The 22,082-nt window shown below is 37.2% G+C and carries 20 protein-coding genes; 17 read left to right on the forward strand and 3 right to left on the reverse strand.

What is annotated here, in order from left to right; all coding sequences use genetic code 11:
- Position 1: 1 nt before the first annotated feature.
- The 15 genes from IGJ63_RS05730 to IGJ63_RS05800 all read left to right on the forward strand — a co-directional run bounded on the left by IGJ63_RS05730 (position 2) and on the right by IGJ63_RS05800 (position 15,904).
- Positions 2 to 436, forward strand: a complete 435-nt coding sequence (locus IGJ63_RS05730) for an MOSC domain-containing protein (RefSeq protein ID WP_002357714.1) — start codon at positions 2 to 4, stop codon at positions 434 to 436.
- Entirely contained in the window at positions 429 to 911 is a 483-nt protein-coding gene (locus IGJ63_RS05735; RefSeq protein WP_101731736.1) for a MogA/MoaB family molybdenum cofactor biosynthesis protein, read from the forward strand. Before IGJ63_RS05730 ends, IGJ63_RS05735 begins: the two co-directional genes overlap by 8 nt.
- Positions 912 to 914: 3 nt before the next feature.
- Positions 915 to 1,886 (forward strand): molybdopterin-binding protein, encoded by a 972-nt coding sequence (locus IGJ63_RS05740; protein ID WP_142956372.1) that lies wholly within the window; start codon positions 915 to 917, stop codon positions 1,884 to 1,886.
- A gap of 18 nt (positions 1,887 to 1,904) precedes the next feature.
- Positions 1,905 to 2,681, forward strand: a complete 777-nt coding sequence (gene modA / locus IGJ63_RS05745) for a molybdate ABC transporter substrate-binding protein (RefSeq protein ID WP_438746076.1) — start codon at positions 1,905 to 1,907, stop codon at positions 2,679 to 2,681.
- Positions 2,682 to 2,702: 21 nt separating this feature from the next.
- Entirely contained in the window at positions 2,703 to 3,374 is a 672-nt protein-coding gene (gene modB / locus IGJ63_RS05750) for a molybdate ABC transporter permease subunit (RefSeq protein ID WP_002357709.1), read from the forward strand.
- Positions 3,371 to 4,375: an ATP-binding cassette domain-containing protein gene (locus IGJ63_RS05755; protein ID WP_010825216.1), complete on the forward strand. Its 1,005-nt coding sequence runs from the start codon at positions 3,371 to 3,373 to the stop codon at positions 4,373 to 4,375. Before modB ends, IGJ63_RS05755 begins: the two co-directional genes overlap by 4 nt.
- Before the next feature lie 121 nt (positions 4,376 to 4,496).
- Positions 4,497 to 6,599, forward strand: coding sequence for a heavy metal translocating P-type ATPase (locus IGJ63_RS05760; RefSeq protein WP_002357707.1), 2,103 nt, complete (start codon positions 4,497 to 4,499; stop codon positions 6,597 to 6,599).
- A 268-nt stretch (positions 6,600 to 6,867) separates the two neighbouring features.
- Positions 6,868 to 7,311, forward strand: coding sequence for a cell division protein ZapA (gene zapA, locus IGJ63_RS05765; protein ID WP_002357706.1), 444 nt, complete (start codon positions 6,868 to 6,870; stop codon positions 7,309 to 7,311).
- Positions 7,312 to 7,330: 19 nt separating this feature from the next.
- Positions 7,331 to 7,879 carry a CvpA family protein gene (locus IGJ63_RS05770; protein ID WP_002357705.1) on the forward strand — a complete coding sequence of 183 codons (549 nt, stop codon included), beginning with the start codon at positions 7,331 to 7,333 and terminating at the stop codon, positions 7,877 to 7,879.
- 110 nt (positions 7,880 to 7,989) lie between these two features.
- Positions 7,990 to 10,356, forward strand: coding sequence for an endonuclease MutS2 (locus IGJ63_RS05775; protein ID WP_438746078.1), 2,367 nt, complete (start codon positions 7,990 to 7,992; stop codon positions 10,354 to 10,356).
- Between the two features lie 97 nt (positions 10,357 to 10,453).
- Positions 10,454 to 10,768, forward strand: coding sequence for a thioredoxin (gene trxA, locus IGJ63_RS05780; RefSeq protein ID WP_002357703.1), 315 nt, complete (start codon positions 10,454 to 10,456; stop codon positions 10,766 to 10,768).
- Between the two features lie 164 nt (positions 10,769 to 10,932).
- Entirely contained in the window at positions 10,933 to 12,729 is a 1,797-nt protein-coding gene (uvrC, locus tag IGJ63_RS05785; protein WP_002398263.1) for an excinuclease ABC subunit UvrC, read from the forward strand.
- Between the two features lie 658 nt (positions 12,730 to 13,387).
- Positions 13,388 to 13,645, forward strand: coding sequence for a DUF3884 family protein (locus tag IGJ63_RS05790; protein WP_002384565.1), 258 nt, complete (start codon positions 13,388 to 13,390; stop codon positions 13,643 to 13,645).
- Positions 13,646 to 13,749: 104 nt separating this feature from the next.
- Positions 13,750 to 14,649 carry an ABC transporter ATP-binding protein gene (locus IGJ63_RS05795; protein WP_002357699.1) on the forward strand — a complete coding sequence of 300 codons (900 nt, stop codon included), beginning with the start codon at positions 13,750 to 13,752 and terminating at the stop codon, positions 14,647 to 14,649.
- Entirely contained in the window at positions 14,642 to 15,904 is a 1,263-nt protein-coding gene (locus IGJ63_RS05800; protein ID WP_002404204.1) for an ABC transporter permease, read from the forward strand. Before IGJ63_RS05795 ends, IGJ63_RS05800 begins: the two co-directional genes overlap by 8 nt.
- 35 nt (positions 15,905 to 15,939) lie before the next feature.
- Here IGJ63_RS05800 and IGJ63_RS05805 read toward each other — a convergent pair whose 3' ends face one another.
- Complete coding sequence (locus IGJ63_RS05805) at positions 15,940 to 16,938, reverse strand: LacI family DNA-binding transcriptional regulator (RefSeq protein WP_002360405.1); 999 nt, start codon at positions 16,936 to 16,938, stop codon at positions 15,940 to 15,942.
- 141 nt (positions 16,939 to 17,079) lie between these two features.
- On the opposite strand from IGJ63_RS05805, the gene IGJ63_RS05810 reads away from it, so the two are divergent.
- A complete protein-coding gene (locus IGJ63_RS05810; protein WP_002357694.1) occupies positions 17,080 to 18,474 on the forward strand; it encodes a 6-phospho-beta-glucosidase in 1,395 nt (464 codons plus the stop codon).
- 25 nt (positions 18,475 to 18,499) lie between these two features.
- Here IGJ63_RS05810 and IGJ63_RS05815 read toward each other — a convergent pair whose 3' ends face one another.
- A complete protein-coding gene (locus tag IGJ63_RS05815; RefSeq protein WP_002357693.1) occupies positions 18,500 to 19,006 on the reverse strand; it encodes a hypothetical protein in 507 nt (168 codons plus the stop codon).
- A gap of 245 nt (positions 19,007 to 19,251) precedes the next feature.
- Between IGJ63_RS05815 and abc-f the strand changes: the two genes are divergently transcribed.
- Complete coding sequence (abc-f, locus tag IGJ63_RS05820; RefSeq protein WP_173950943.1) at positions 19,252 to 20,718, forward strand: ribosomal protection-like ABC-F family protein; 1,467 nt, start codon at positions 19,252 to 19,254, stop codon at positions 20,716 to 20,718.
- Between the two features lie 40 nt (positions 20,719 to 20,758).
- Here abc-f and IGJ63_RS05825 read toward each other — a convergent pair whose 3' ends face one another.
- Positions 20,759 to 22,045 (reverse strand): NAD(P)/FAD-dependent oxidoreductase, encoded by a 1,287-nt coding sequence (locus IGJ63_RS05825; protein WP_002361770.1) that lies wholly within the window; start codon positions 22,043 to 22,045, stop codon positions 20,759 to 20,761.
- Between the last annotated feature and the right edge of the window lie 37 nt (positions 22,046 to 22,082).

A 22,082-nucleotide genomic window follows, 5' to 3' on the forward strand; every position in this document is an offset into this window, starting at 1 on the left:
TATGAAAACAGGAGAAATTATTGCAATAAATATTAGCCCGCGAAGAGGCACACAGAAAAAGGAAATTCCTGAAGTCAACTTAATTAAAGGTTTCGGATTAGAAAATGATGCGCACGGCGGTAATTGGCATCGACAAGTCAGTTTGTTATCTTTTGAAGAAATAACGGCTTTCAATGAAAAAGGAGCTCGGGTTGGCAATGGTGCTTTCGGGGAAAATATTATCGTCTCAGGGATTGATTTACGTCAATTACCCGTTGGAACGAAAATGAAAATAGGCGATTCTGAATTGGTGGTTACTCAAATTGGGAAAGAGTGCCATAAACACTGTCAGATATACGCGCGAGTGGGCGATTGCATCATGCCTAGAGAAGGAATCTTTGCAGTTGTTGTGACAGAAGGTCATATTAAAAAAGGAGACCAGTTAGACGTTGTTTAAAGTGGGCATTGTAACATTAAGTGATCGTTGCTTTCAAGGGCTTGCTGTCGACCAATCGGGTCCCTTGATTCGTGAACAGTTACCTGCGCTCTACCAGGTAACCAAACAAACCATTTTACCAGATGAAGAAAATCAATTAGTAGAGCTATTGCAAGAGTGGTCTAAGACCTGTGATTTGATTTTAACGACAGGCGGCACAGGGGTGAGTGAACGGGATCGGACCCCAGAAGCTACCTTACGTGTAGCAGAGCGAATCATTCCTGGGATCAGTGAGGGCTTGCGTCAACTTAGCTTGGAAAAAACACCATTTGCTATGTTAAGTCGAGGCGTTTCTGTTCAAAGAGGACGCACGCTCATTGTTAATTTGCCTGGTAGCCCGAAAAGTGTAACAGAACATTTGCATTTTTTGTTGCCTGTTTTGCCCCACGCTTTGGATTTAATCACAAATAAAAAAATCATACATGATGAGGAATAAACCATGAAAACAATTCGAACAGAAGAGGCAGTTGGCCTTCCATTGAGTCATGATATTACGCGAATTGACTATGGGAAGACCAAGGAAGTGTGTTTTAAAAAAGGACATATAGTTGTTCAAGAAGATATTCCAATTCTTTTATCATTAGGGAAAAAACATCTGTTTGTTGCCTTGGATCCAGCAGAAATACATGAAGAAGAGGCAGCGACATTTTTGTATAACCTGTTAACAGATGACTCATGTCAGCCGAGTGAAGTCCATGAAGGAAAAATTGTTGCTAAAGCTAGCACGAGAGGTCTTTTAAAAGTCAATCGAGAAAAATTAATTGCTTTAAATGAAATTGAAGGTCTCGCCTTGTCAACTAAAGTTACCAATATAGAAGTTCAGAAAGATGAAAAAGTTGCAGCCTTTCGAGTGATTCCACTAACAATTTCTAAAAGCCAATTAGAAAAGGCACGCCAGTTCAGCACGTCTGAGCCACTAATCTCTGTGAAACCTTTCAAAAAAATACGGGTCGGGATTGTAACTACTGGCAGTGAAGTTTACACAGGATTGGTTGAGGATGCTTTTTACCCTGTGTTAAAAGCCAAGTTCTCCGCGTATCCTTTAGTTACGATTGTCAAGCAAGAAATTGTCGATGATCAGCCGCAAAAAATTACTGTTGCGATCAAAAAGATGTTAGCACAAGGGCTTGATCTGATTGTTTGTACAGGTGGTATGAGTGTAGATCCTGATGATTTGACACCGTTAGCAATTAAGCAGACAGGTGCTGAAATCGTAACCCATGGGACACCAGTCTTACCAGGCTCAATGTTTTTGCTAGCTTATAAAGGAGAGCAAACGATCATTGGCTTACCAGGTGGTGTTTTATTTTCAGAAAAAACTGTTTTTGATTTGTTGTTACCAAGATTAATGGCCAAAGAAGTGATTAAAAAATCTGAAATTATTGACTTGAGTTATGGCGGGTATTTATAAAAGAAAAGAGGCGTTCAAATGTCTAAACAAAAAAAGACTGTGTTCTTGCTTAGTTTATTCAGTTTAGTTGCCCTAATTGCTGCATGTACAAATCAGCCGCAAAAAGAAACAGTTTCAACAAAAAAAGAAGAAATAACCCTTGCGGCAGCAGCTAGCTTAGAATCAGTCATGGAGAAGAAAATTATTCCAGCCTTTGAAAAAGAGCATCCAGATATTCAGGTAACTGGAACCTATGATAGTTCTGGAAAATTACAGATGCAAATTGAAAAAGGCCTAAAAGCCGATGTATTTTTCTCAGCTTCGACAAAACAAATGAATGCATTGGTTGCAGAAAAACTAATTAATAAAAAAAGTGTCGTTCCTTTATTGGAAAACCAGCTTGTTCTTATTGTGCCTAACCAAGATCAAGCAAAGTGGCATGATTTTTCTGATTTAAAAAAAGCCCAAATGATAGCAATTGGTGATCCTGCGAGTGTTCCAGCTGGTCAATATGCCAAAGAAGGCTTAAAAGCTTTAGGCGCTTGGTCTTATGTAGAAAAACACGCAAGCTTTGGCACGAATGTAACAGAAGTCCTTGAATGGGTAGCGAATGCAAGTGCAGAAGCTGGCTTAGTTTATGCGACAGATGCAGCAACCAATTCAAAAGTAGCGATTGTTGCGGCCATGCCTGAAGCTGCTTTGAAAAAGCCAATTATCTATCCAGTTGGTAAAGTTGCCGCCTCTAAGAAACAAAAATCAGCAGATGCTTTTTTAAATTTTTTACAGAGTCAACAATGCAGAAAATATTGGCTTTAAGTTAACAAAGTAGGTGGGAAAATGGATGTTCGACCAATTCTTTTATCTTTTCAGACAGCAATAATCGCCATTTTATTTACTTTTGTTTTAGGAACAGGCGTTGCGTATATTGTTTTTCGTTTGAAAAATCGTAAATTAAAAATTCTTTTGAATAGTTTATTTACGTTGCCATTAGTTTTACCGCCGACTGTTTTTGGTTTTTTTCTCTTAACTATTTTTGGTGTTCAGCAACCAGTGGGCCAGTTTTTACTTGATTTTTTTGCCATTCAAGTTGTTTTTTCATGGCCAGCTACGGTTATTGCTGCCGTTGCTGTTTCATTTCCTTTAATGTATCGTTCAGCCTTAACGGCGTTTGAACAAATGGATAGTGAATTGTTGGCGGTAGCCCAGACACTCGGGTTTTCGGAAAGTCGATATTTTAGAAAAATTGCGTTACCTTTGTCGATGAACGGTCTCTTGGCCGGTGGCGTGTTAGCCTTTGCCCGCGGGCTAGGCGAATTTGGAGCGACGACAATGTTAGCAGGGAATATTGCTGGCAAAACAAGAACGCTTCCTTTAGCTATCTACTCTGCTGTAGCAAGTGGGGATTGGCGCTTAGCCAATCAATATGTTGTGATTATGTTATTACTTTGCCTGATTATTTTATTTTTTACGGAATTTTTTAGTCAGCGCGCTTGGAGAAGATCGGAATGAGATTAATTGTTGATATTCAAAAAGAATTGAAAAGTCATACTTTGCAAATTCAGTTTGAAACAAAGACGCAAACAACAGGAATTTTAGGTGCTTCTGGTTGCGGCAAGAGTATGTTATTAAAATGTATTGCGGGTGTTGAGACTGCGGATAAAGGTCAGATTGTTTTAAATGATCAAGTCTTATTCGATGCTGAACAAAAGATCAATTTGTCGCCGCAACAACGAAAAATTGGTCTTTTGTTTCAGCAGTATGCGTTGTTCCCTCATTTGTCGGTAGTAGAAAATCTCACGTGCGTGACAAAAGATTTACAATTGGTCACTCAATTGCTTGCGTCTTTTCACTTAACTAAAGTCCAACAACAATATCCTAGTCAACTTTCTGGAGGACAAAGACAACGAGTGGCTTTTGCGCGAATGCTAGCGGCTCAGCCGGCTTACCTGTTATTGGATGAGCCATTTTCCGCATTAGATGCACCCTTAAAGGAAGAGCTGCAAATTGAACTTCAACAGCGATTAAGTAATTTAAATCAACATGCCTTAATTGTGAGTCATAGTTTAGATGAACTGTATAAGTTATGTCAGAGTTTAGTGATAATCACAAAAAACCAAACACTTTTTGGTGCAACAAATCAATTATTTAACCAACCTCAAACGATTGAAGCAGCTAAACTCACTGGTTGTAAAAATATTTGGCCTGTTAAACGCATAGATACGCACAGAGTCCAAGTGATTGGTTGGCAACAAACACTAATGGTTACACAAGAAGTTCCTATTTCTTGTCATTCTATAGGTATTCGGGCCCATGATTTCACAACAGAACCGCAGGCAACCAATCAAATCGAAGTGCATCACTTACAAACATTGTCAGCACCTTTTGAACAAAGTGCTTGGTTTCAACACCAACAAACCAAAATTTGGTGGAAAGGCAGCAATAGACTCAATCCGAAAGTTATTACTCAGTTATCCATTCCACCTACAGCAATTATGCCATTATGTCTATAAAATAGAAAAAGATTACGTGAAGCGGTTGACATATGATTGCATCTTCATTTATAATAGATTCATGAAAGGTTATTCATGTAAACGGAATAATCGCTATTATATAGGGAGTGAAGGTGTTTAAATGCAAAAGAGTTATAAACTAGAAGGACTTGATTGTGCAAGTTGTGCAGATAAAATTGAAAAATCTGTCCAAAAAATTCACGGAGTAGAAAAAGCGCGTGTGGACTTCATGGCTGAAAAGATGACACTGGAAGTTGAATCAGGACATGATTTAGAAGTCGAAAATGAAGCGCGTGCAGTGATTGGTAAGTTAGAACCAGATGTCAAAGTTATTTCTTTAAAAGATGTCAAAGAAGAAGAGGGACGTAATCCAAATAAGAATCGCTTAATTCGTATCATTATTGCATTTGTTTTATTTTTAGCACTTATTATCATTAAACCAAGTAATAATTGGGTTGCTTTGGCATCTTATTTAGTCGTTTATGTCTTAATTGGTGGCGACATTGTCAAACGAGCGGTAACGAATATTTTTCGTGGGGAAGTGTTTGATGAAAATTTCTTAATGTCTGTGGCAACGATCGGGGCATTCTTTATTGGGGAATATCCCGAAGCTGTGGCAGTAATGTTGTTCTACCAAGTCGGCGAATGGTTCCAAAGTGCTGCGGTTGATCAATCCAGAAAATCAATTGCCAAATTAATGGATATTCGTCCAGATTCAGCAAATCTTTTAGTAAATGGACAAATAAAAGCGGTCGCTCCAGATACAATTGAAATTGGGCAACAAATATTAGTGAAACCAGGTGAAAAAGTTCCATTAGATGGTCAAATTATTGATGGATCAAGTATGGTAGATACCTCTGCGTTGACTGGTGAATCCGTTCCAAGAACGGTCAAAGTCGGCGATGAAATCTTAGGTGGTTTTATCAATAAAAATGGGGCCTTGACCATTAATGTTACGAAAAAATTTGGGGATTCAACAGTTAGCAAAATTTTAGATTTAGTTGAAAATGCTAGCAGTAAAAAAGCCCCTGCAGAAAACTTTATTTCTAAATTTGCTCGTTACTATACACCAGTTGTCGTTGTTTTAGCTGTCTTATTGGCAGTGATTCCACCATTTATTTTCCCTGATACTTCTATTAATGAATGGGTTTATCGGGCATTAACGTTCTTGGTTATTTCTTGTCCATGTGCCTTAGTCATTTCTGTTCCTTTAAGTTTCTTCGGTGGAATTGGCGGAGCCAGTAAACTAGGTGTTTTAATTAAAGGAAGTAACTATTTAGAAATTTTAGCGAATACGGAAACGATTGTTTTTGATAAAACTGGTACGCTAACAAAAGGAAATTTTGTGGTTCAAAACATAACTAGTGTTGTTTTACCTGAAGAAGAGTTGTTACGTTTAACAGCAACAGCAGAACAATTATCCACTCATCCAATTGCTATTTCTATTAAAGAAAGCTATGGCAAAGAAACAGTTCCAGCAACAGCAATTGAAGAGGTTGCCGGACACGGTATCAAAGCCACAATTGAAGGCAAAACAGTTTTAGTCGGTAATGCGAAGTTAATGAAACAATTTGGTATCGAAGCACCAGAAGTGAAGGAAGCGGGAACTTTAATTTTTGTCGCTATTGATAATCAATTTGCAGGCTATTTAGTGATTGCGGATCAATTGAAACCAGACGCTATTTCAGCAATAAAAGAATTAAAAGCTGAAGGGGTCAAACAAACTGTTATGCTGACTGGAGACAATCAACAAGTTGCAGAAGCTATTGCAAAAGAAGTTGGTGTTGACAAAGTTTATGCAGAACTTTTACCAGATGGCAAAGTGGATCGTTTAGAAGAGTTGTTAAAAGCATCCTCACCTAAAAACAAAGTTGCCTTTGTTGGTGACGGCATGAATGATGCACCTGTTTTAGCCCGGGCTGATGTTGGGATTGCCATGGGTGGTTTAGGAAGTGACGCGGCAATTGAAGCTGCTGATGTGGTGATTATGAATGATGAACCAAGTCGTATCGCCTCTGCGATTAAATTATCAAGAAAAACATTGAGAATTGTTAAACAAAACATTATCTTTGCGATTGCTGTTAAAATCATTGTCTTGGTACTAGGTGCATTAGGCTTGGCTTCAATGCAAGCAGCAGTCTTTGCTGATGTTGGTGTAACTATTATCGCTGTTTTAAATGCTATGCGTTGTTTACGTGTAGAAAAGATGAAAGATAATAACTAAGCCTTAAAAAGTACAGCTGAAACAAACATTTTTAGCTGATTATCAGAGTTTGAGCGTGGGACAAAAATCACTTTGACTTTTTGTTCCACGCTTTTTCTCCTACACAATTTCTATTCGTTCTTAAATTGCCAGAGTTCTTGTAAAGAAATCTTTAAATTTTTCGCTTTGTGGCATATAATAAGAGAGAATTTGTACGAAAATTGCGCTTCGCTTTTTTTTCATGGTACAATAAGCAAGAATGGATTGATTTACAGGAGGGAACCTCAACATGGCATCAAATGAAAAAACACGATATAAAGCAATCATTGCAGACCATACGTATACAATTATTGGCCAAGAGTCAAAACAACATATGGATTTAGTAACAAAAATTGTCAACGAACAACTGGCGGAAATTAAACATCTTTCTCCGCAAACTGATACGGAACAAGCTTCTGTTTTATTAGCAATTAATGCAATTTCAGATCAACTAAAAAAACAAGAATATGCTTTAAAATTGGAAAAACAAGTAGCAGATTTAAAACAGAAAACCATTCGTTTGGCTGAATTAGAGAATCGTGTGCGCCGAATGGAAATTATCGAAGAAGAAGCACGGGATGTTTTGAAAAAGAATGGACAAGAAGATGTAGAAATTCATAATCATGTGGAAGCCCAACAAATTTTGAATGAAAATCGAAAACAGCAGATTCAAAATAAAGGTGTTTCGGAGTAGTTCCTGAAAGGATGACAAGATGTTAACAATACTTATTTTATTACTTTTAGCCTTTGGATTTTATACAGGAGCTAAACGAGGCTTGATTTTACAAGTGCTCTATTCGGTAGGTTACTTAATTTCATATTTTGTTGCTCGAACTTATTACAAAGAGGTCGCCTCTCATTTAGAATTGTATATTCCATATCCATCGGTTACGCCAACGTCAAAGCTTGTCTTTTTTAATCAAGAGATTTCTTTAGACTTGGACAAAGCCTTTTATTCAGCGGTTGCGTTTTTATTATTGCTGTTTGCAGGCTGGTTGGTCGTTCGTTTTTTAGCGATCTTTTTACATGGATTAACATTTATTCCAGTTTTGAAACAGGTAAATGGACTATTAGGTGGCGTATTAAGTGTTCTTGTGTTATACGTGGGTCTTTTTCTAGTGTTAGCTACGGCGTCAATGATTCCGTCAGATATTGTCCAAAATCAGTTTCGGTCAAGTGGCTTGGCACGAGGCATTGTAAAAAATACCCCAATTCTAACAAAACAAGCATATGAATTATGGGTTGAACCAATTACGAAATAAAGCTGAATGGGACTGAGATAGAGATAAGAAGTAAGTGAGCAAAGCGAAACTTCTTATGTTATGTCTCAGTCTTTTCAACAAATGAAAAAGTTAGAAAAGTAGGTGGAAAAATGAATCAGCGTATTCTATCAACATTAGGGTTTGATAAAGTAAAACAACAGTTGTTGCAATTTATTGTGACAGCTCAGGGGACAAACGAAGTTTCGGAATTATTACCGATTGCTGATGAAAATAAAATTCAATCATGGCTAAATGAAACACAGGATGGTTTAAAAGTTCAACGATTACGTGGTGGAATCCCCATTCCTAAATTAGAAAATATCCAACCACACATGAAACGGATTGAAATTGGTGCGGATTTAAATGGCATAGAATTAGCACAAGTAGGCCGTGTCTTGTCGACTACTTCAGAACTGACTCGTTTTTTTGATGAGTTAAGTGAAAATGAAGTGGATTTTGAACGTTTATATATGTGGCGAGAGCAACTAGAAGTTTTGCCTGAATTAAATCGCCAACTCAAACAAGCCATTGATGATGATGGCTACGTCACAGATGAAGCTTCGCCAGCCTTAAAGGCAATTCGGCAAAATATTCGACGTAGTGAGCAGACCATTCGAGAAGAACTAGATAGTATTATTCGTGGGAAAAACGCACGTTACCTTAGTGATGCCCTTGTTACTATGCGAAATGAACGCTACGTGATTCCAGTCAAACAAGAATATAAAAATGTTTTTGGTGGCGTGGTTCACGACCAAAGTGCTTCAGGACAAACCTTATTTATTGAACCTAAACAAATTTTAGAAATGAATAATCGTTTGCGACAACAACAAATTGCCGAAAGAAATGAGATTACTCGCATCTTGGCAGAACTGTCGGCCGAGTTGGTCCCTTATCGCCGTGAAATTACGCATAATGCTTATGTCATCGGTAAACTTGATTTTATTAATGCTAAGGCGCGACTAGGAAAAGAACTAAAAGCAGTTGTTCCAGAAATTAGTCAAGCAAATCATGTAGTTTTTAAACAAGCCCGGCACCCGCTATTGGATCCAGAAAAAGCTGTAGCCAATGACATTTTGATTGGAGAAGAATATCAAGCAATTGTGATTACAGGGCCTAATACCGGCGGGAAAACCATTACTCTGAAAACGTTAGGTCTTTTACAATTAATGGGTCAAGCTGGATTACCTATTCCAGTTGAAGAAGAGAGTAAAATGGGTATTTTTACAGAAGTATTTGCGGATATCGGGGATGAACAATCGATTGAACAAAGTTTAAGTACTTTCTCTTCACATATGACGAATATCGTGTCTGTCTTAAAGAAAGTCGATCATCAAAGTTTAGTACTATTTGATGAATTAGGTGCTGGGACAGATCCGCAAGAAGGGGCCGCTTTAGCGATTGCCATTTTAGATTCATTGGGTGCTAAAGGAGCCTATGTGATGGCAACAACCCATTATCCTGAATTAAAAGTGTATGGCTATAATCGAGCTGGAACAATCAATGCCAGTATGGAATTTGATGTAGACACTTTGAGTCCAACCTATCGTTTATTAATTGGCGTGCCTGGCCGAAGTAACGCTTTTGAAATTTCGAAACGTCTTGGATTAGACAACAGTATTATTGAAGCTGCAAAACAAATAATGGACGGTGAAAGTCAAGATTTAAACGAAATGATTGAAGACCTGGAAAACCGTCGCAAAATGGCCGAAACTGAATATTTAGAAGCTCGCCACTATGTCGATGAATCGGCCGCTTTGCATAAGGAACTGAAAGAAGCCTATCAAGTGTTTTTTGAAGAACGAGAAAAAGAATTACAAAAAGCGCGGAAAGAAGCGAATAAGATTATTGCAGAAGCGGAAGAAAATGCGGAAACCATTATTTCTGATATTCGCAAAATGCAATTGGAAAGTGGCCAACAAGGTGGTGTCAAAGAACATCAGTTAATTGATGCGAAAACACAACTTTCTCAATTACACCATGAAGAAACCAAGCTTACTAAAAACAAAGTGCTGAAGAAGGCGAAAGAGCAGAAAAAATTAAAAGCTGGCGATGAAGTAATTGTCAATACCTACGGCCAACGAGGGACCTTATTAAAAGACAACGGCAAAGGACAATGGCAAGTCCAATTGGGCATTTTAAAAATGAACGTATCTGAAGAGGATATGACGCCTGTCGCTCCACAAAAAGAAGCAAAACCAAGAGTTACAACGGTTCGTTCTGCAGAAAGCAGTCATGTTGGCACACAACTAGACTTACGTGGCAAACGCTACGAGGAAGCATTGGCAGAAGTTGACCAATACATTGATGCTGCGATTCTAGCGGGCTATCCACAAGTAACCATTGTTCACGGCAAAGGAACAGGTGCATTAAGAACCGGAATAACGGAATTTTTAAAAAATCACCGCAGTGTGAAAAGCTATGAATTTGCGCCACAAAACCAAGGTGGTAATGGTGCGACTGTCGTAAAATTCCAATAAACAAGGACTTACAATAAGTAAGCAGAACACTCGCTATCTTAGAGATGACGTGTTATACTAAGCATGTAATAAGAGTAAAGAGTAGGAGGTTTGTGAAATGACACAAGCAATTACCGATAAAGATTTTGCAACAGAAACAGATGAAGGATTAGTCTTAATCGACTTTTGGGCAACTTGGTGTGGCCCTTGTCGTATGCAAGCACCCATCTTAGAACAATTATCTGAAGAATATGATGAAGACGAAGTGAAAATCGTCAAAATGGATGTGGATGAAAATCCTGCAACACCAGCAAGTTTTGGAATCATGAGCATCCCAACATTGCTATTGAAAAAAGATGGCGAAGTTGTTGAAAAAGCAGTCGGTGTTCATACAAAAGACCAATTGCAAGCAATGATTGCCAAACACTTATAAACGTTGATTAGTCATTACGAATAGTCTGATTCAGTCTGAAGAGAAATCATTAGCGATTGTCTTTTCAGGCTGTTTCTTTCGTACATAAAGTAGCGGCTTTTTTTGTTTAATTACAAAAAGAGGTGTATAATAGACGAAGCATTTTGTTAGAAAGGAAGTATCGTATGAACGAACGAATAAAAAATAAATTAGCACTGCTTCCTGATCAACCTGGTTGTTATTTAATGAAAGATAAAAACGGCACGATTATCTATGTTGGGAAAGCCAAAATTTTGAAAAACCGTGTCCGATCTTATTTTCGTGGTAGCCATGATACTAAGACAGAACGATTAGTCAGTGAAATCGATGATTTTGAATATATTGTGACAGAATCGAATATTGAAGCACTTTTATTAGAAATTAATTTAATCCATAAAAATAATCCCAAATATAACATCATGTTAAAAGACGATAAAACCTATCCTTTTATCAAAATCACAAACGAAAAATATCCTCGTTTAATGATTACTCGAAAGGTTTTAAAAGACAAAGCGTTATATTTTGGCCCATATCCAGATGTAAATGCAGCGAATGAAACAAAGAAACTGTTAGATCGGCTTTTTCCTTTGCGAAAATGTAATCCGTCGCAAAAAACACCTTGTTTGTATTATCATTTAGGACAATGTCTGTGTCCCTATGCTTTTGATGTGGATCCGCAAGTCTACAAAGATATGGTGGAAGAGATTAAAGGGTTTCTCTCTGGTGGACATACAGAAATTCAGGACCGCTTACAAGAAAAAATGGCTTATGCAGCTGCACATATGGAATTTGAAAAAGCTGCAGAATTTCGCGATCAAATTAAAGCGATTGAAACAGTTATGACCCGCCAAAAAATGACGAATGTGGATTTAATTGATCGTGATGTGTTTGGTTATGCTGTTGATAAAGGCTGGATGTGTGTCCAAGTATTCTTTGTCAGACAAGGAAAATTAATCGAACGTGATGTATCGATTTTTCCATTTTATGATGATGCCAGTGAAGCATTTTTAACTTTTATTGGACAATTTTATCAAGAGAATGAGCATTTTGTGCCAAAAGAAGTCTTGATTCCTGATGACATTGATAAAGAAAGCGTTGAAGCTTTATTAGCTACGAAAATCTTGCAGCCGCAACGGGGAGAAAAGAAAAAACTGGTTAAATTAGCCAGTAAAAATGCTGCAGTTGCTCTAAATGAAAAATTCGATTTGATTGTACGGAAACAAGAACGAACAATTGGCGCAGTTGAAAAATTAGGCAATGCGATGAACATACCTGCGCCCATTCGAATTGAAGCATTTGATAATTCAAATATTATGGGAACAAACCCTGTTTCTGCGATGGTTGTGTTTATTGACGGACGGCCAGCTAAAAATGAGTATCGAAAATATAAAATAAAAACTGTGCAAGGTCCTGATGATTACGCTTCTATGAGAGAAGTCATTTATCGCAGATATTCACGAGTTTTAAAAGAAGGCTTGCCTTTTCCTGATTTAATTTTAATCGATGGTGGTAAAGGTCAAGTCGATGTTGCCAAAGATGTGTTAGCCAATCAACTAGGAGTCGATATTCCTGTAGCTGGATTAGCCAAGAACGACAAGCACAAAACGAGTGAACTTTTATTTGGTCCAGACTTAGAAGTTGTACCATTGGAAAGAAACTCACAAGAATTTTTCTTGTTGCAACGAATCCAAGATGAAGTCCATCGTTTCGCCATCACATTCCATCGTCAATTACGTAGTAAAAATAGTTTTGCTTCCAAATTAGATAACATTGAAGGCTTGGGACCGAAACGCAAAAAAAATCTTTTAAAAGAATTTAAATCGCTTAAAAATATTACGGCAGCCAGTGTTGAAGAATTAAGAAAAGCTGGGTTACCTGAAACTGTCGCGAAGAATGTGTATCGTCATTTGCACCAAGAAACAACCTCTGAGATAGAAAAATAAATGAAAACAAGCCAGAGGTCGGGACAGAAACGTTTAGCTCCGAGAACCAAGTAGGTACTGTTCAACATCTATTTGCTTTGCAAATAGTGTTTCTCAGCAATAAGAAGGAATTTCCGAAAATTGTCATAAAACACAACGAGGAACGAGTTGATGTTGCATGATACACTACACTCCGTTTCGTTCGCATCAATTTCTAAGCATGGAACATGCTAGAATTGAAGGACCCGGTGCTCTTTAATTTTTGGAGACTAAGTAGGTATTGTTCATCATCGAATCACTACGTTCTTCGTGATTCTCAACAATTTCGGCTTATTTCCGAAGGACCTTCACCAAGTAGGTACGATGATTTCATCTGTTCATGCTTCACAGTGAAACATCGCAACTCTTAGAGCTGGAGCTCTTTTGAAGGCTGTACTGTGACGAGACGCATGTCGAGAAAACACCTTAGAAGTTGTTGAGATCGGAGCAACGCGTAGTGTTGGTTCTGTTCCCGCCGTTTATAAGGTTTTAAGCCTGGGACAAAAATCCAAAGTGATTTTTGTCCCAGGCTCTGTTTTTTTATTCAATTTTTTCATGAAAAGTTGAACTCTCAAGAAAATATGATAACGATTTCTTTCGTGATATACTAATACTAACTTAAAAGAGAGGACGTCTGATCATGAAAATACTAACGCCCGTTTATCAAATAAAATTTAAAAAAGTATCAAATCAATTACTGATTGATGAGCGTTTAATGAATGAATTGGGTACGTGGTTGAATCGTACAGGTCGAATTTGGGCCTGTCAATCATCAAAATCGGCAAAGGAATTTAAAAATACATTTTATGAAAGCACAGGCTTGACCGCAAATGAAGTGCATATTTCTGCCGAGACGGATGGCCTTTTTCGCTTAGCAGAAAATAAAGCGTCTGATTAAAGTGAGGCATCTTTCCATAACAATTGTCATTGACAAGCCAACACAGGAAAGATACGATATGAGTAACTAAACAGCGGTTTAGAAAAAGTGAAGGGGGCGTTTATGTGTTAGAGGTAAAAGAGTTAGTCAAAACCTTTGGGGATTTTAAAGCAGTTGATCATGTATCCTTTACGATACCGGACGGGAAAATTTTAGGATTAATTGGCCAAAATGGTGCCGGGAAAACAACTACATTTCGCTTGATTTTAAATTTTTTAACACAAGATAGCGGGTCGGTTTTATGGAATGGTCAACCATTAAATGAAAAAGAGTACAATATTATTGGTTATTTACCAGAAGAACGGGGTTTATATCCTAAAATTACGATTGAAGACCAACTAATTTATTTCGCTTCGTTGCGGGGAAAAACTAAAAAAGAAATTGAACCTAAAATTGACTTTTGGATGGAAAAATTTCAAGTTAAAGGCAAAAAAACAGATAAAGTTAAATCTTTATCAAAAGGAAATCAACAAAAAGTTCAATTGATTGCGACACTTATTCATGAACCGAAGTTAATTATTTTAGACGAACCATTCAGTGGCTTGGATCCAGTTAATGCAGAATTATTAAAAGACGGCATTATTGAATTGAAAAATCAAGGTTCTTGTGTCATTTTTTCCAGTCATAATATGGACAATGTGGAGAAAATCTGTGACCATTTAGTCATGTTAAAAAATGGACGCATGGTTTTAGATGGTCAGGTTCATGAAATTCGACAACAATTTGGTCGAACAAAATTATTCTTAGAATCACCGTTATCTGTTGAGGAAGTTGCTGCTACAGCAGGTGTGAAAGAAGCACACTTGCGACAAGATGGCGTCTTAGAAGCGACATTAGAAAACGCTGAAGTGGGCAAAGTGTTGTTTGATAAAGCAACAGCCAACGGCTACATTCCAATGTTTAATCAACAACCACCAACATTGGAAGAAATTTTCAAAATGAAAGTAGGTGGGCAAGATGAGTAAATTTTGGATTATTGCGACTGATGTCTATAAGAAAAATGTGAAGTCGCTGTCTTTCTTAATCATGATTTTAGCGCCATTTCTTCTTGTAGGAATTGTTTACTTAGCGGGCTCTCTAGCTAGCGGTTTTTCAGGAGATACTACCATTGGTCTGGTTTCGGAAAACCAAACGCTGGTTAAAGAGTTGACAAAGAATAAAACAGAGGACTTTTCTTTCAAAGCTGTTTCTTCTGAGAAAAAGGCCCAAGAACAATTAAAAGACGAGAAAATTGATGCCTATTTACTTTTGGACACTACAGATAATCAGATTTCTGGTCAGCTTTACTCTGAACGCTCTTTAGGAAATGCAACCGAGATGCTAATTCCTCAAATGTTAAACCAATTACAAACAATGGCGAATGCCAATCGTTTAAACCTAACAGCTGAGCAAGTTGCCATGTTGAATCAACAAGCAACATTTAAAAAAGCCAAAATTAGTTTTGATGAAAATGGCAAAATAAAAACAGGAGAAGATAACACAGGGATTCAAATGGCGTTAGCAATGGGGATAACAATTTTGTTATTTGTCTTCATCAGCAGTTATTCTTCAATTATTGCCCAAGAGATTGCTTCTGAAAAAGGCACTAGAATCATGGAAGTTATTCTCTCTAGTACAAAAGCGCAAACCCATTTTTATGGCAAATTAACTGGGGTTATTCTAGTAGCTTTAACACAAATTTTCATTTACGGAGTGGCGTTTGTTCTCGGCTATTCTCAATTGAAAAATCTTGATTTTATGAAAAGTCTATTAAGTGGTATTTCACCACAAAGTATTTTTTCATCAACCTTTATTTTTACATTAGGCTTTTTCATTATTGGTATTCTCGTTTTTGCTGTTTTGGCAGCACTTTGTGGTTCTCTTGTTTCCAAACCAGAGGATACAGCAAAAGCAGTTCAGCCCATCATGTATATTGGTTTAATCGGTTATATGATTGGCATTACGTTTGGGACGAATGATCCGCAAAATATCGTGGTGAAAGTGACTTCCTTTATTCCGCTGATTTCGTCATACATTATGCCAGTACGCTTGGCGACCGAAACGGCATCAACAATGGAAGCAATTGTCTCATTAGTGATTTTGGCAGTTTTTGGAATTATTTTAACAATCTTCTCTGCTCGTTTATACAAATCAAACGTTCTTGTATACAGCGAAGGCGGCATGATTCAATCCTTAAAACAGTCAATTTCTATTTTAAAAAATGAACAAAAGCATAAATAATTTTTGTTTAACTCTAAAAGGACCCGGTAAATCAGTCAAAGTGACTGATCTGCCGGGTCTTTTTTAGGCACCGTTCGTCGTTCAACTAGACGAACGGTTAATTTTTTTTCAGGAATGTTCGTCTGATTTAATTGGTTGTATAGGTAAATAAATGAGTTTTCGGCTTGATACTGAATGGCATAATCAACAGTCGTAATATGCATCAATTCACTGACATAACTATTATCAAAGCCAATGACAGCGACATCGCGAGGAACGGCATAATTTAGATTTTCAAGTTCTGAAATAAACTCAGCTGCTACGTGATCATTATAAAAGGCCAAAGCTTCTGGCTTTTCGGTTAATTGTTGCCAGTAATGGGCAATTTTGCGACCAGAATGGTTAGTATACTGATCATTAATCAGCCACTCAGCTTGCCAAGGTGCCTGAGTGTTTTCATAAAAATCTTTCATTGCACGTTTTCGTGCGTGCGTGTTTAAATTTTCGGGATTACCGAGGACATGACCGATTTTTTGGTATCCTTGTTGTTGTAAATATTCTAAGGAACGATAGTAACCAGAGTAATGATCAATGTAGGAAGAGTATATATTAGGTGAATCGATACGATGCCAGGTTGCTAAAGGGCCATACGCGCTGTAAGGCTCAATCACCGACCATTCATTTGTTCGTGTCAATAAAAACAAGCCATCTAATTGTTTATATTTTAATTGGTTCAAGGCATCAATTTCTTTCTGCTGATCGCCATCTGTAAAAAATAAGGTTACGGAATAATTGTATTTTTTGGCAATTGAAATAAAGCGATTCAAGAAAATACCTAAGGAACCTAAATAGCTAGGGGCTAAAAAGCCAATGGTTTTTGTGGCACCTGCTCGTAAATTCCGCGCCACATAATTCGGGGTATAATTTAATTCTTTCATTGCTTTGAGAATTTTTTCTTGACTATCGGCACTCACATATCCTTTTCCAGAAATTAAGCGAGAAACAGTCGATTTCGAGACACCGGCAACTTTTGCTACATCAATGATAGACGTCATTTTTTACCTCCAAAGTGGAATGTATTCTTATAAGAAGTATAGCATACATTTTTTTGAAAATAGTGCTTGACATGGGAACATTCCCATAATTTATCCTAAAGATGTAAACGATAACAATTTAATCAAGGAGGAAGAAGACGGATGACAAGAGGAGCATTAAAAATTGCAACAATTGGTGGCGGTTCTAGTTATACACCTGAATTAATTGAAGGATACATTAAAAGAAAAGATGAACTGCCAATTAAGGAAATTTGGTTAGTCGATATTGAAGCTGGTAAAGAAAAATTGGAAATCGTAGGTGCAATGGCGAAGCGCATGATTAAAGCTGCTGGTTTAGATTGGGAAGTTCATTTAACATTGGACCGTGAAGCAGCCTTAAAAGGGGCGGATTTTGTTTCAACACAGTTTCGTGTAGGATTATTAGATGCTCGCATTAAAGATGAACGGATTCCTTTGTCCCATGGAGTATTAGGCCAAGAAACAAATGGCGCGGGAGGAATGTTTAAAGCATTTCGAACAATTCCTGTCATTTTAGCTATTATTGACGATATGAAACGCCTTTGCCCAGATGCTTGGTTAGTGAATTTTACTAATCCAGCTGGAATGGTTACGGAAGCTGCAATTAAACATGGCGGTTGGAAAAAAACAGTTGGCTTATGTAATGTGCCGATTGGTCATAGAAAACAAGCGGCCGAAATGCTGGGAATTCCAGAAGAAGACTTATTCTTTAAATTTGCTGGAATTAATCATTTCCATTGGCACCGTGTTTGGGACAAAGAAGGACAAGAGCGAACACAAGAACTCATTGATTTAATTTACGGACCTAAGCAAGAGCAAGAAAGTCATTTGAAAAATATTTTTGATGCGCCGTTCCATTATGAACAGTTAAAAGATTTAGGAATGTTACCATGTGGTTATCATCGCTATTATTATATTGAAGATGAGATGTTGAAGCATTCCATCGAAGAGTATGAACGGGGCGAAACAAGAGCACAAGTGGTTAAAGAAACGGAAGGTCGTCTGTTTGAATTGTATAAAGATCCCAAACTAGATTACAAACCAAAAGAATTAGAAGAACGGGGCGGCACACACTATAGCGATGCAGCTTGTGAAATGATTGCATCAATTTATAATGATAAACGAACGGATATGGTTGTTTCTACTGAAAATAATGGGACAATTACTGATTTACCGTATGATTGTGTTGTAGAAGTATCTGGACCTGTGACAGCTCATGGCCATGAACCTTACAACTGGGGGGCCTTTCCGCCAGCAGCACGAGGAATTATTCAAAATATGAAAGCTATGGAAGAAACGGTTATTCGAGCAGCCATCAATGGTGATTACGGCGCAGCATTGCATGCTTTCACTATTAATCCATTAGTTCCTGGCGGCGTCATGGCGAAGACCTTGTTGGACGAATTATTAATTGCCCACAAAGCGCATTTACCGAATTTTGCAGATGCGATTAATAAAATTGAAGAAACACAACCAGAAACAGTCACATATGTGGCCGAATTAATGAAAAGTAATTAAAAAATATCGCACGCTAAAGATTCGTTTAGTGTGCGATACTTTTTTTAGAATAGGAAGCAAAGGATTCCGTTTTTTTCTTGACAGTAAAATGATAGGTTTGTTGCCGGAACAGCCACTGAATACCAGAGTAAATTAAAATTTCAGCAATAATAAACGTCGAAAGTTTCTGTGCGGAAAGGAATAATAGCGTTAAAATTAAAAATAAGACGACACAGGTATAAAAAACATGTTGCAATTTTTTAGAATTGATAATCGTGATTTCTTTGGTATCTTCAGTAACTTCAATGCGCCGATAAAATTGGAACCAGCCTTCATAGAACGTTAAAACATCCCCAGGATCAGCCTCAATTTCAATAGGTACATTAGTAAAAAGTTTCCCTTGATGCACGCCATTTTTATAAAATGTAAAATAGCGTAACGCGCCCCAAGCTGATGTTTTTCGTGTCAATGTAATCTTCATGGTTTTCACCTCCGTCTTTATTTTGCCATAGTTTCGGTAAAATTGTATCCTACTAAAGTCCGATTCTCTCATTTTAGGGTCAGAATTGACAAAAGAAAGCAGAGGTGTTAATGTGGGAGTAATTAAACGAGGAGGTATAATTGTATGTTGGCATCTATCAGAATTTGGATTGACTTTTTGACAAAATAAATTGAATAAATCTTATCAAAAAGTCTGAAATTAAAATTCATGGGTGGCGTGTGTACTTTTATACGAAACTACAAGGATAGCGATTAGGCTGTCCTTTTTTGCGTACCCAAGATTCTTTCGTTTCAGAAATGAAAGAAGAAGGCAAAATGAAAAAATTAAGTATTCATCTGAAAGAAGTAAGTATTCACTTTTCGGGAAAACCAATTCTAGAAATTGATGAATTATTTGTATATGAAAATGAAAAAATTGGGATTATTGGTAAAAACGGCGCAGGAAAATCAACACTGCTCAATTTAATTATGGGTAAGATTCAATCAGACAAAGGAAAAGTTCAAAGATTGAACGACTTTCATTACTTGGCACAAGTAGCTGAAGAAATAACGAATGAACCAGAGAAAACTGACAAAAACTGTTTGCTAAATCAGAAAAATCAAAAACTAAGTGGTGGCGAAAAAGTCCAAAAACGCTTAGCAACATTATTTTCAGAGTATCCAACCGGGGTTATTTTAGATGAACCAACTACACATTTAGATAAAGAACATCGTCAGTTGTTAGTGGCAGATTTAACGTATTATTATGGGACCGTTTTGTTTGTTAGTCATGATCGCTTTTTCTTGAATCAATTAGCAGAGAAAATTTGGGAAGTTTCGGATGGACATGTCAAAGAATATTTAGGAAACTACGATGCCTATTGTCGTCAAAAAGAATTGGAACAGCAAACACGATATAATGTCTATCATCAGTATCAAAAGGAAAAGAAAAAATTACAGGAATCTTACACAAAGAAACAAGCACAAGCGCAAAAATCTAGTCATGTTTCAAAAAAACAAAAACAAAAGCAAATTAAACCTAGTCGTTTAGCTGGTTCTAAACAAAAAGATACCGTACAAAAAGCACTCCAAAAACAAGCGAAAGCGATTAATGCCAGAATTGACAGATTACCCGATGTTGCGCAAGCAAAACAAGAGCGAAAAATTATTTTTCCTACTAATAATCAGTTCTCTTTATACAATCCATATCCAATTAGAATTGAAAATTTAACTTTCGCTTATGAGAATCGAACAATTCTTAACCAAGTGAACGTTCAAATTCCTTTAAACGAAAAAATAGCACTTTGTGGAAAAAATGGTGCTGGGAAGAGTACCTTCCTTCAACAAATTGAAGCTCGTCACCCGGCCATTTACTTTTCTCCCAAAGTCCGGTTAGGAACGTATCATCAATTAGATTATCGATTAAAAAATGATGAGCCACTGTTGACTTATTTATTGAAGCGGACAAATTATTCTGAAAAGGTTGTGCGTTCACTTTTATATCGGCTAGGTTTTCAACAAGAAAATTTACAGACAAAGATATCTTCTCTAAGTGGTGGCGAAGCCATAAAAATTACTTTGGCGCAACTGTTTATAGAACCAAATAATATTATCTTATTGGATGAACCCACCAATTTTCTTGATTTAGAGACAATCCAAGCACTTGAAGAATGTATAAGTGCCTATCAAGGAACAGTAATTTTCACCTCGCATGATGAAACGTTTGTGGAAAAAGTAGCCACCCGCACTATTTATTTAGAAAACGGGAAAATTATTGATAAATAAAAAAAGTAAACAAAAAGTCGCTATTTTAGCGACTTTTTGTTTAGACTTCTTCAATTGGTAAATAGGTGTATTCTGCAATTTCTGCGGCATGGGAGCCAGCAACATGTCCAGTGACAAATGCAGCTGTAACATTGTAGCCTCCAGTATAGCCATTAATATCTAAAAGTTCACCAGCAAAAAATAAACCATTGACTAATTTGCTCTCCATTGTTTTAGGGGTCACTTCTTTGAGGGAAATCCCACCGCCTGTGACAAAAGATTTTTCCAAAGGCAATGTTTTCGTAACAGTGAACTGAAAGTCTTTCAGTAGTTCCACAAAGGAAAGACGTTGCTTTTCTGTTAGTTGTTTGGCAGGCACTTCTTCAATTGCTAGTTTCTCTAGATAAAAAGTAAGCAGACGTTCTGGTATTAAAGAATGAAAGGCATTTTTTGCCACTTTATTTGGCTGTTCCTCAATCATGTAATCAACATTTTTCAGCACTTCTTCAAAAGATTTTGTCGGAAACACATCCAAGGCTACCGTGACAGGTTGATTGCCGTTGCGAGTTAACTCTTGGTTAATAAAACTAGAACAGCGGAGCGCGGCAGGTCCTGAAATGCCAAAATGTGTAAACAGCATATCCATTTGATGATTAACTAAAGGTTTTCCTTTTTGGTTCAAAACAGTTAAATTAATATCTTGTAAAGAGAGACCTTGCAACGTTTTATCAAGGATAAAAGGTTCTTCAGAAATAATAGGCGATTCGGTAGGGTAGAGCGGGCTGATGGTATGCCCCATTTTTTTGGCTAGTTTATAGCCATCACCAGTTGCTCCTGTGGAAGGATAAGTGCGGCCGCCAGTTGTTAATACAACACACGGTGCATAAATTTTTTCCAGTTCGGTTTCAACGCCAATTATTTGATCGTCTTTTCGTAGTAATTTTGTGACCTGTGTTTTTGTAAAAACAGTGACTCCTAATTCGTTAATGCGGTTAAATAGCGCATCAACAATTGACTTCGATTTATCTGTAACAGGGAACATGCGTCCGTGATCTTCTTCTTTTAAGTGAATACCATTGGATTCAAAAAAGTTCATGATATCATAGTTATCAAATTGTGAAAATGCGCTGTATAAAAATTTTCCATTCCCAGGAATAAATGAAATGATTTCTTCTGCGGGCCGATTATTGGTTACATTACAGCGGCCGCCACCAGTCATTAATAATTTTTTCCCAACACGGCGATTTTTTTCAATCAATAATACTTGAGCACCAGCTTCTGCGGCCGCAATCGTGGCCATCATACCACTCGTCCCAGCACCGACAATAATTACATCAAATTTCTTCATAGTTCTCCTCCAATTCAATAGGTAGTGTACCATAATT

The organism is Enterococcus sp. DIV1375a (assembly GCF_051712205.1).
GTDB lineage: Bacteria > Bacillota > Bacilli > Lactobacillales > Enterococcaceae > Enterococcus > Enterococcus faecalis.

Coding starts and splice junctions, on each gene's coding strand:
- IGJ63_RS05790 (WP_002384565.1), top strand. CDS start 13,388: ATGAAAATACTAACGCCCGTTTATCAAATAAAATTTAAAAAAGTATCA.
- IGJ63_RS05800 (WP_002404204.1), top strand. CDS start 14,642: ATGAGTAAATTTTGGATTATTGCGACTGATGTCTATAAGAAAAATGTG.
- modB (WP_002357709.1), top strand. CDS start 2,703: ATGGATGTTCGACCAATTCTTTTATCTTTTCAGACAGCAATAATCGCC.
- modA (WP_438746076.1), top strand. CDS start 1,905: ATGTCTAAACAAAAAAAGACTGTGTTCTTGCTTAGTTTATTCAGTTTA.
- IGJ63_RS05775 (WP_438746078.1), top strand. CDS start 7,990: ATGAATCAGCGTATTCTATCAACATTAGGGTTTGATAAAGTAAAACAA.
- IGJ63_RS05730 (WP_002357714.1), top strand. CDS start 2: ATGAAAACAGGAGAAATTATTGCAATAAATATTAGCCCGCGAAGAGGC.
- IGJ63_RS05770 (WP_002357705.1), top strand. CDS start 7,331: ATGTTAACAATACTTATTTTATTACTTTTAGCCTTTGGATTTTATACA.
- IGJ63_RS05760 (WP_002357707.1), top strand. CDS start 4,497: ATGCAAAAGAGTTATAAACTAGAAGGACTTGATTGTGCAAGTTGTGCA.
- zapA (WP_002357706.1), top strand. CDS start 6,868: ATGGCATCAAATGAAAAAACACGATATAAAGCAATCATTGCAGACCAT.
- abc-f (WP_173950943.1), top strand. CDS start 19,252: ATGAAAGAAGAAGGCAAAATGAAAAAATTAAGTATTCATCTGAAAGAA.
- IGJ63_RS05740 (WP_142956372.1), top strand. CDS start 915: ATGAAAACAATTCGAACAGAAGAGGCAGTTGGCCTTCCATTGAGTCAT.
- IGJ63_RS05815 (WP_002357693.1), bottom strand. CDS start 19,006: ATGAGAGAATCGGACTTTAGTAGGATACAATTTTACCGAAACTATGGC.
- IGJ63_RS05755 (WP_010825216.1), top strand. CDS start 3,371: ATGAGATTAATTGTTGATATTCAAAAAGAATTGAAAAGTCATACTTTG.
- trxA (WP_002357703.1), top strand. CDS start 10,454: ATGACACAAGCAATTACCGATAAAGATTTTGCAACAGAAACAGATGAA.
- uvrC (WP_002398263.1), top strand. CDS start 10,933: ATGAACGAACGAATAAAAAATAAATTAGCACTGCTTCCTGATCAACCT.
- IGJ63_RS05810 (WP_002357694.1), top strand. CDS start 17,080: ATGACAAGAGGAGCATTAAAAATTGCAACAATTGGTGGCGGTTCTAGT.
- IGJ63_RS05805 (WP_002360405.1), bottom strand. CDS start 16,938: ATGACGTCTATCATTGATGTAGCAAAAGTTGCCGGTGTCTCGAAATCG.
- IGJ63_RS05825 (WP_002361770.1), bottom strand. CDS start 22,045: ATGAAGAAATTTGATGTAATTATTGTCGGTGCTGGGACGAGTGGTATG.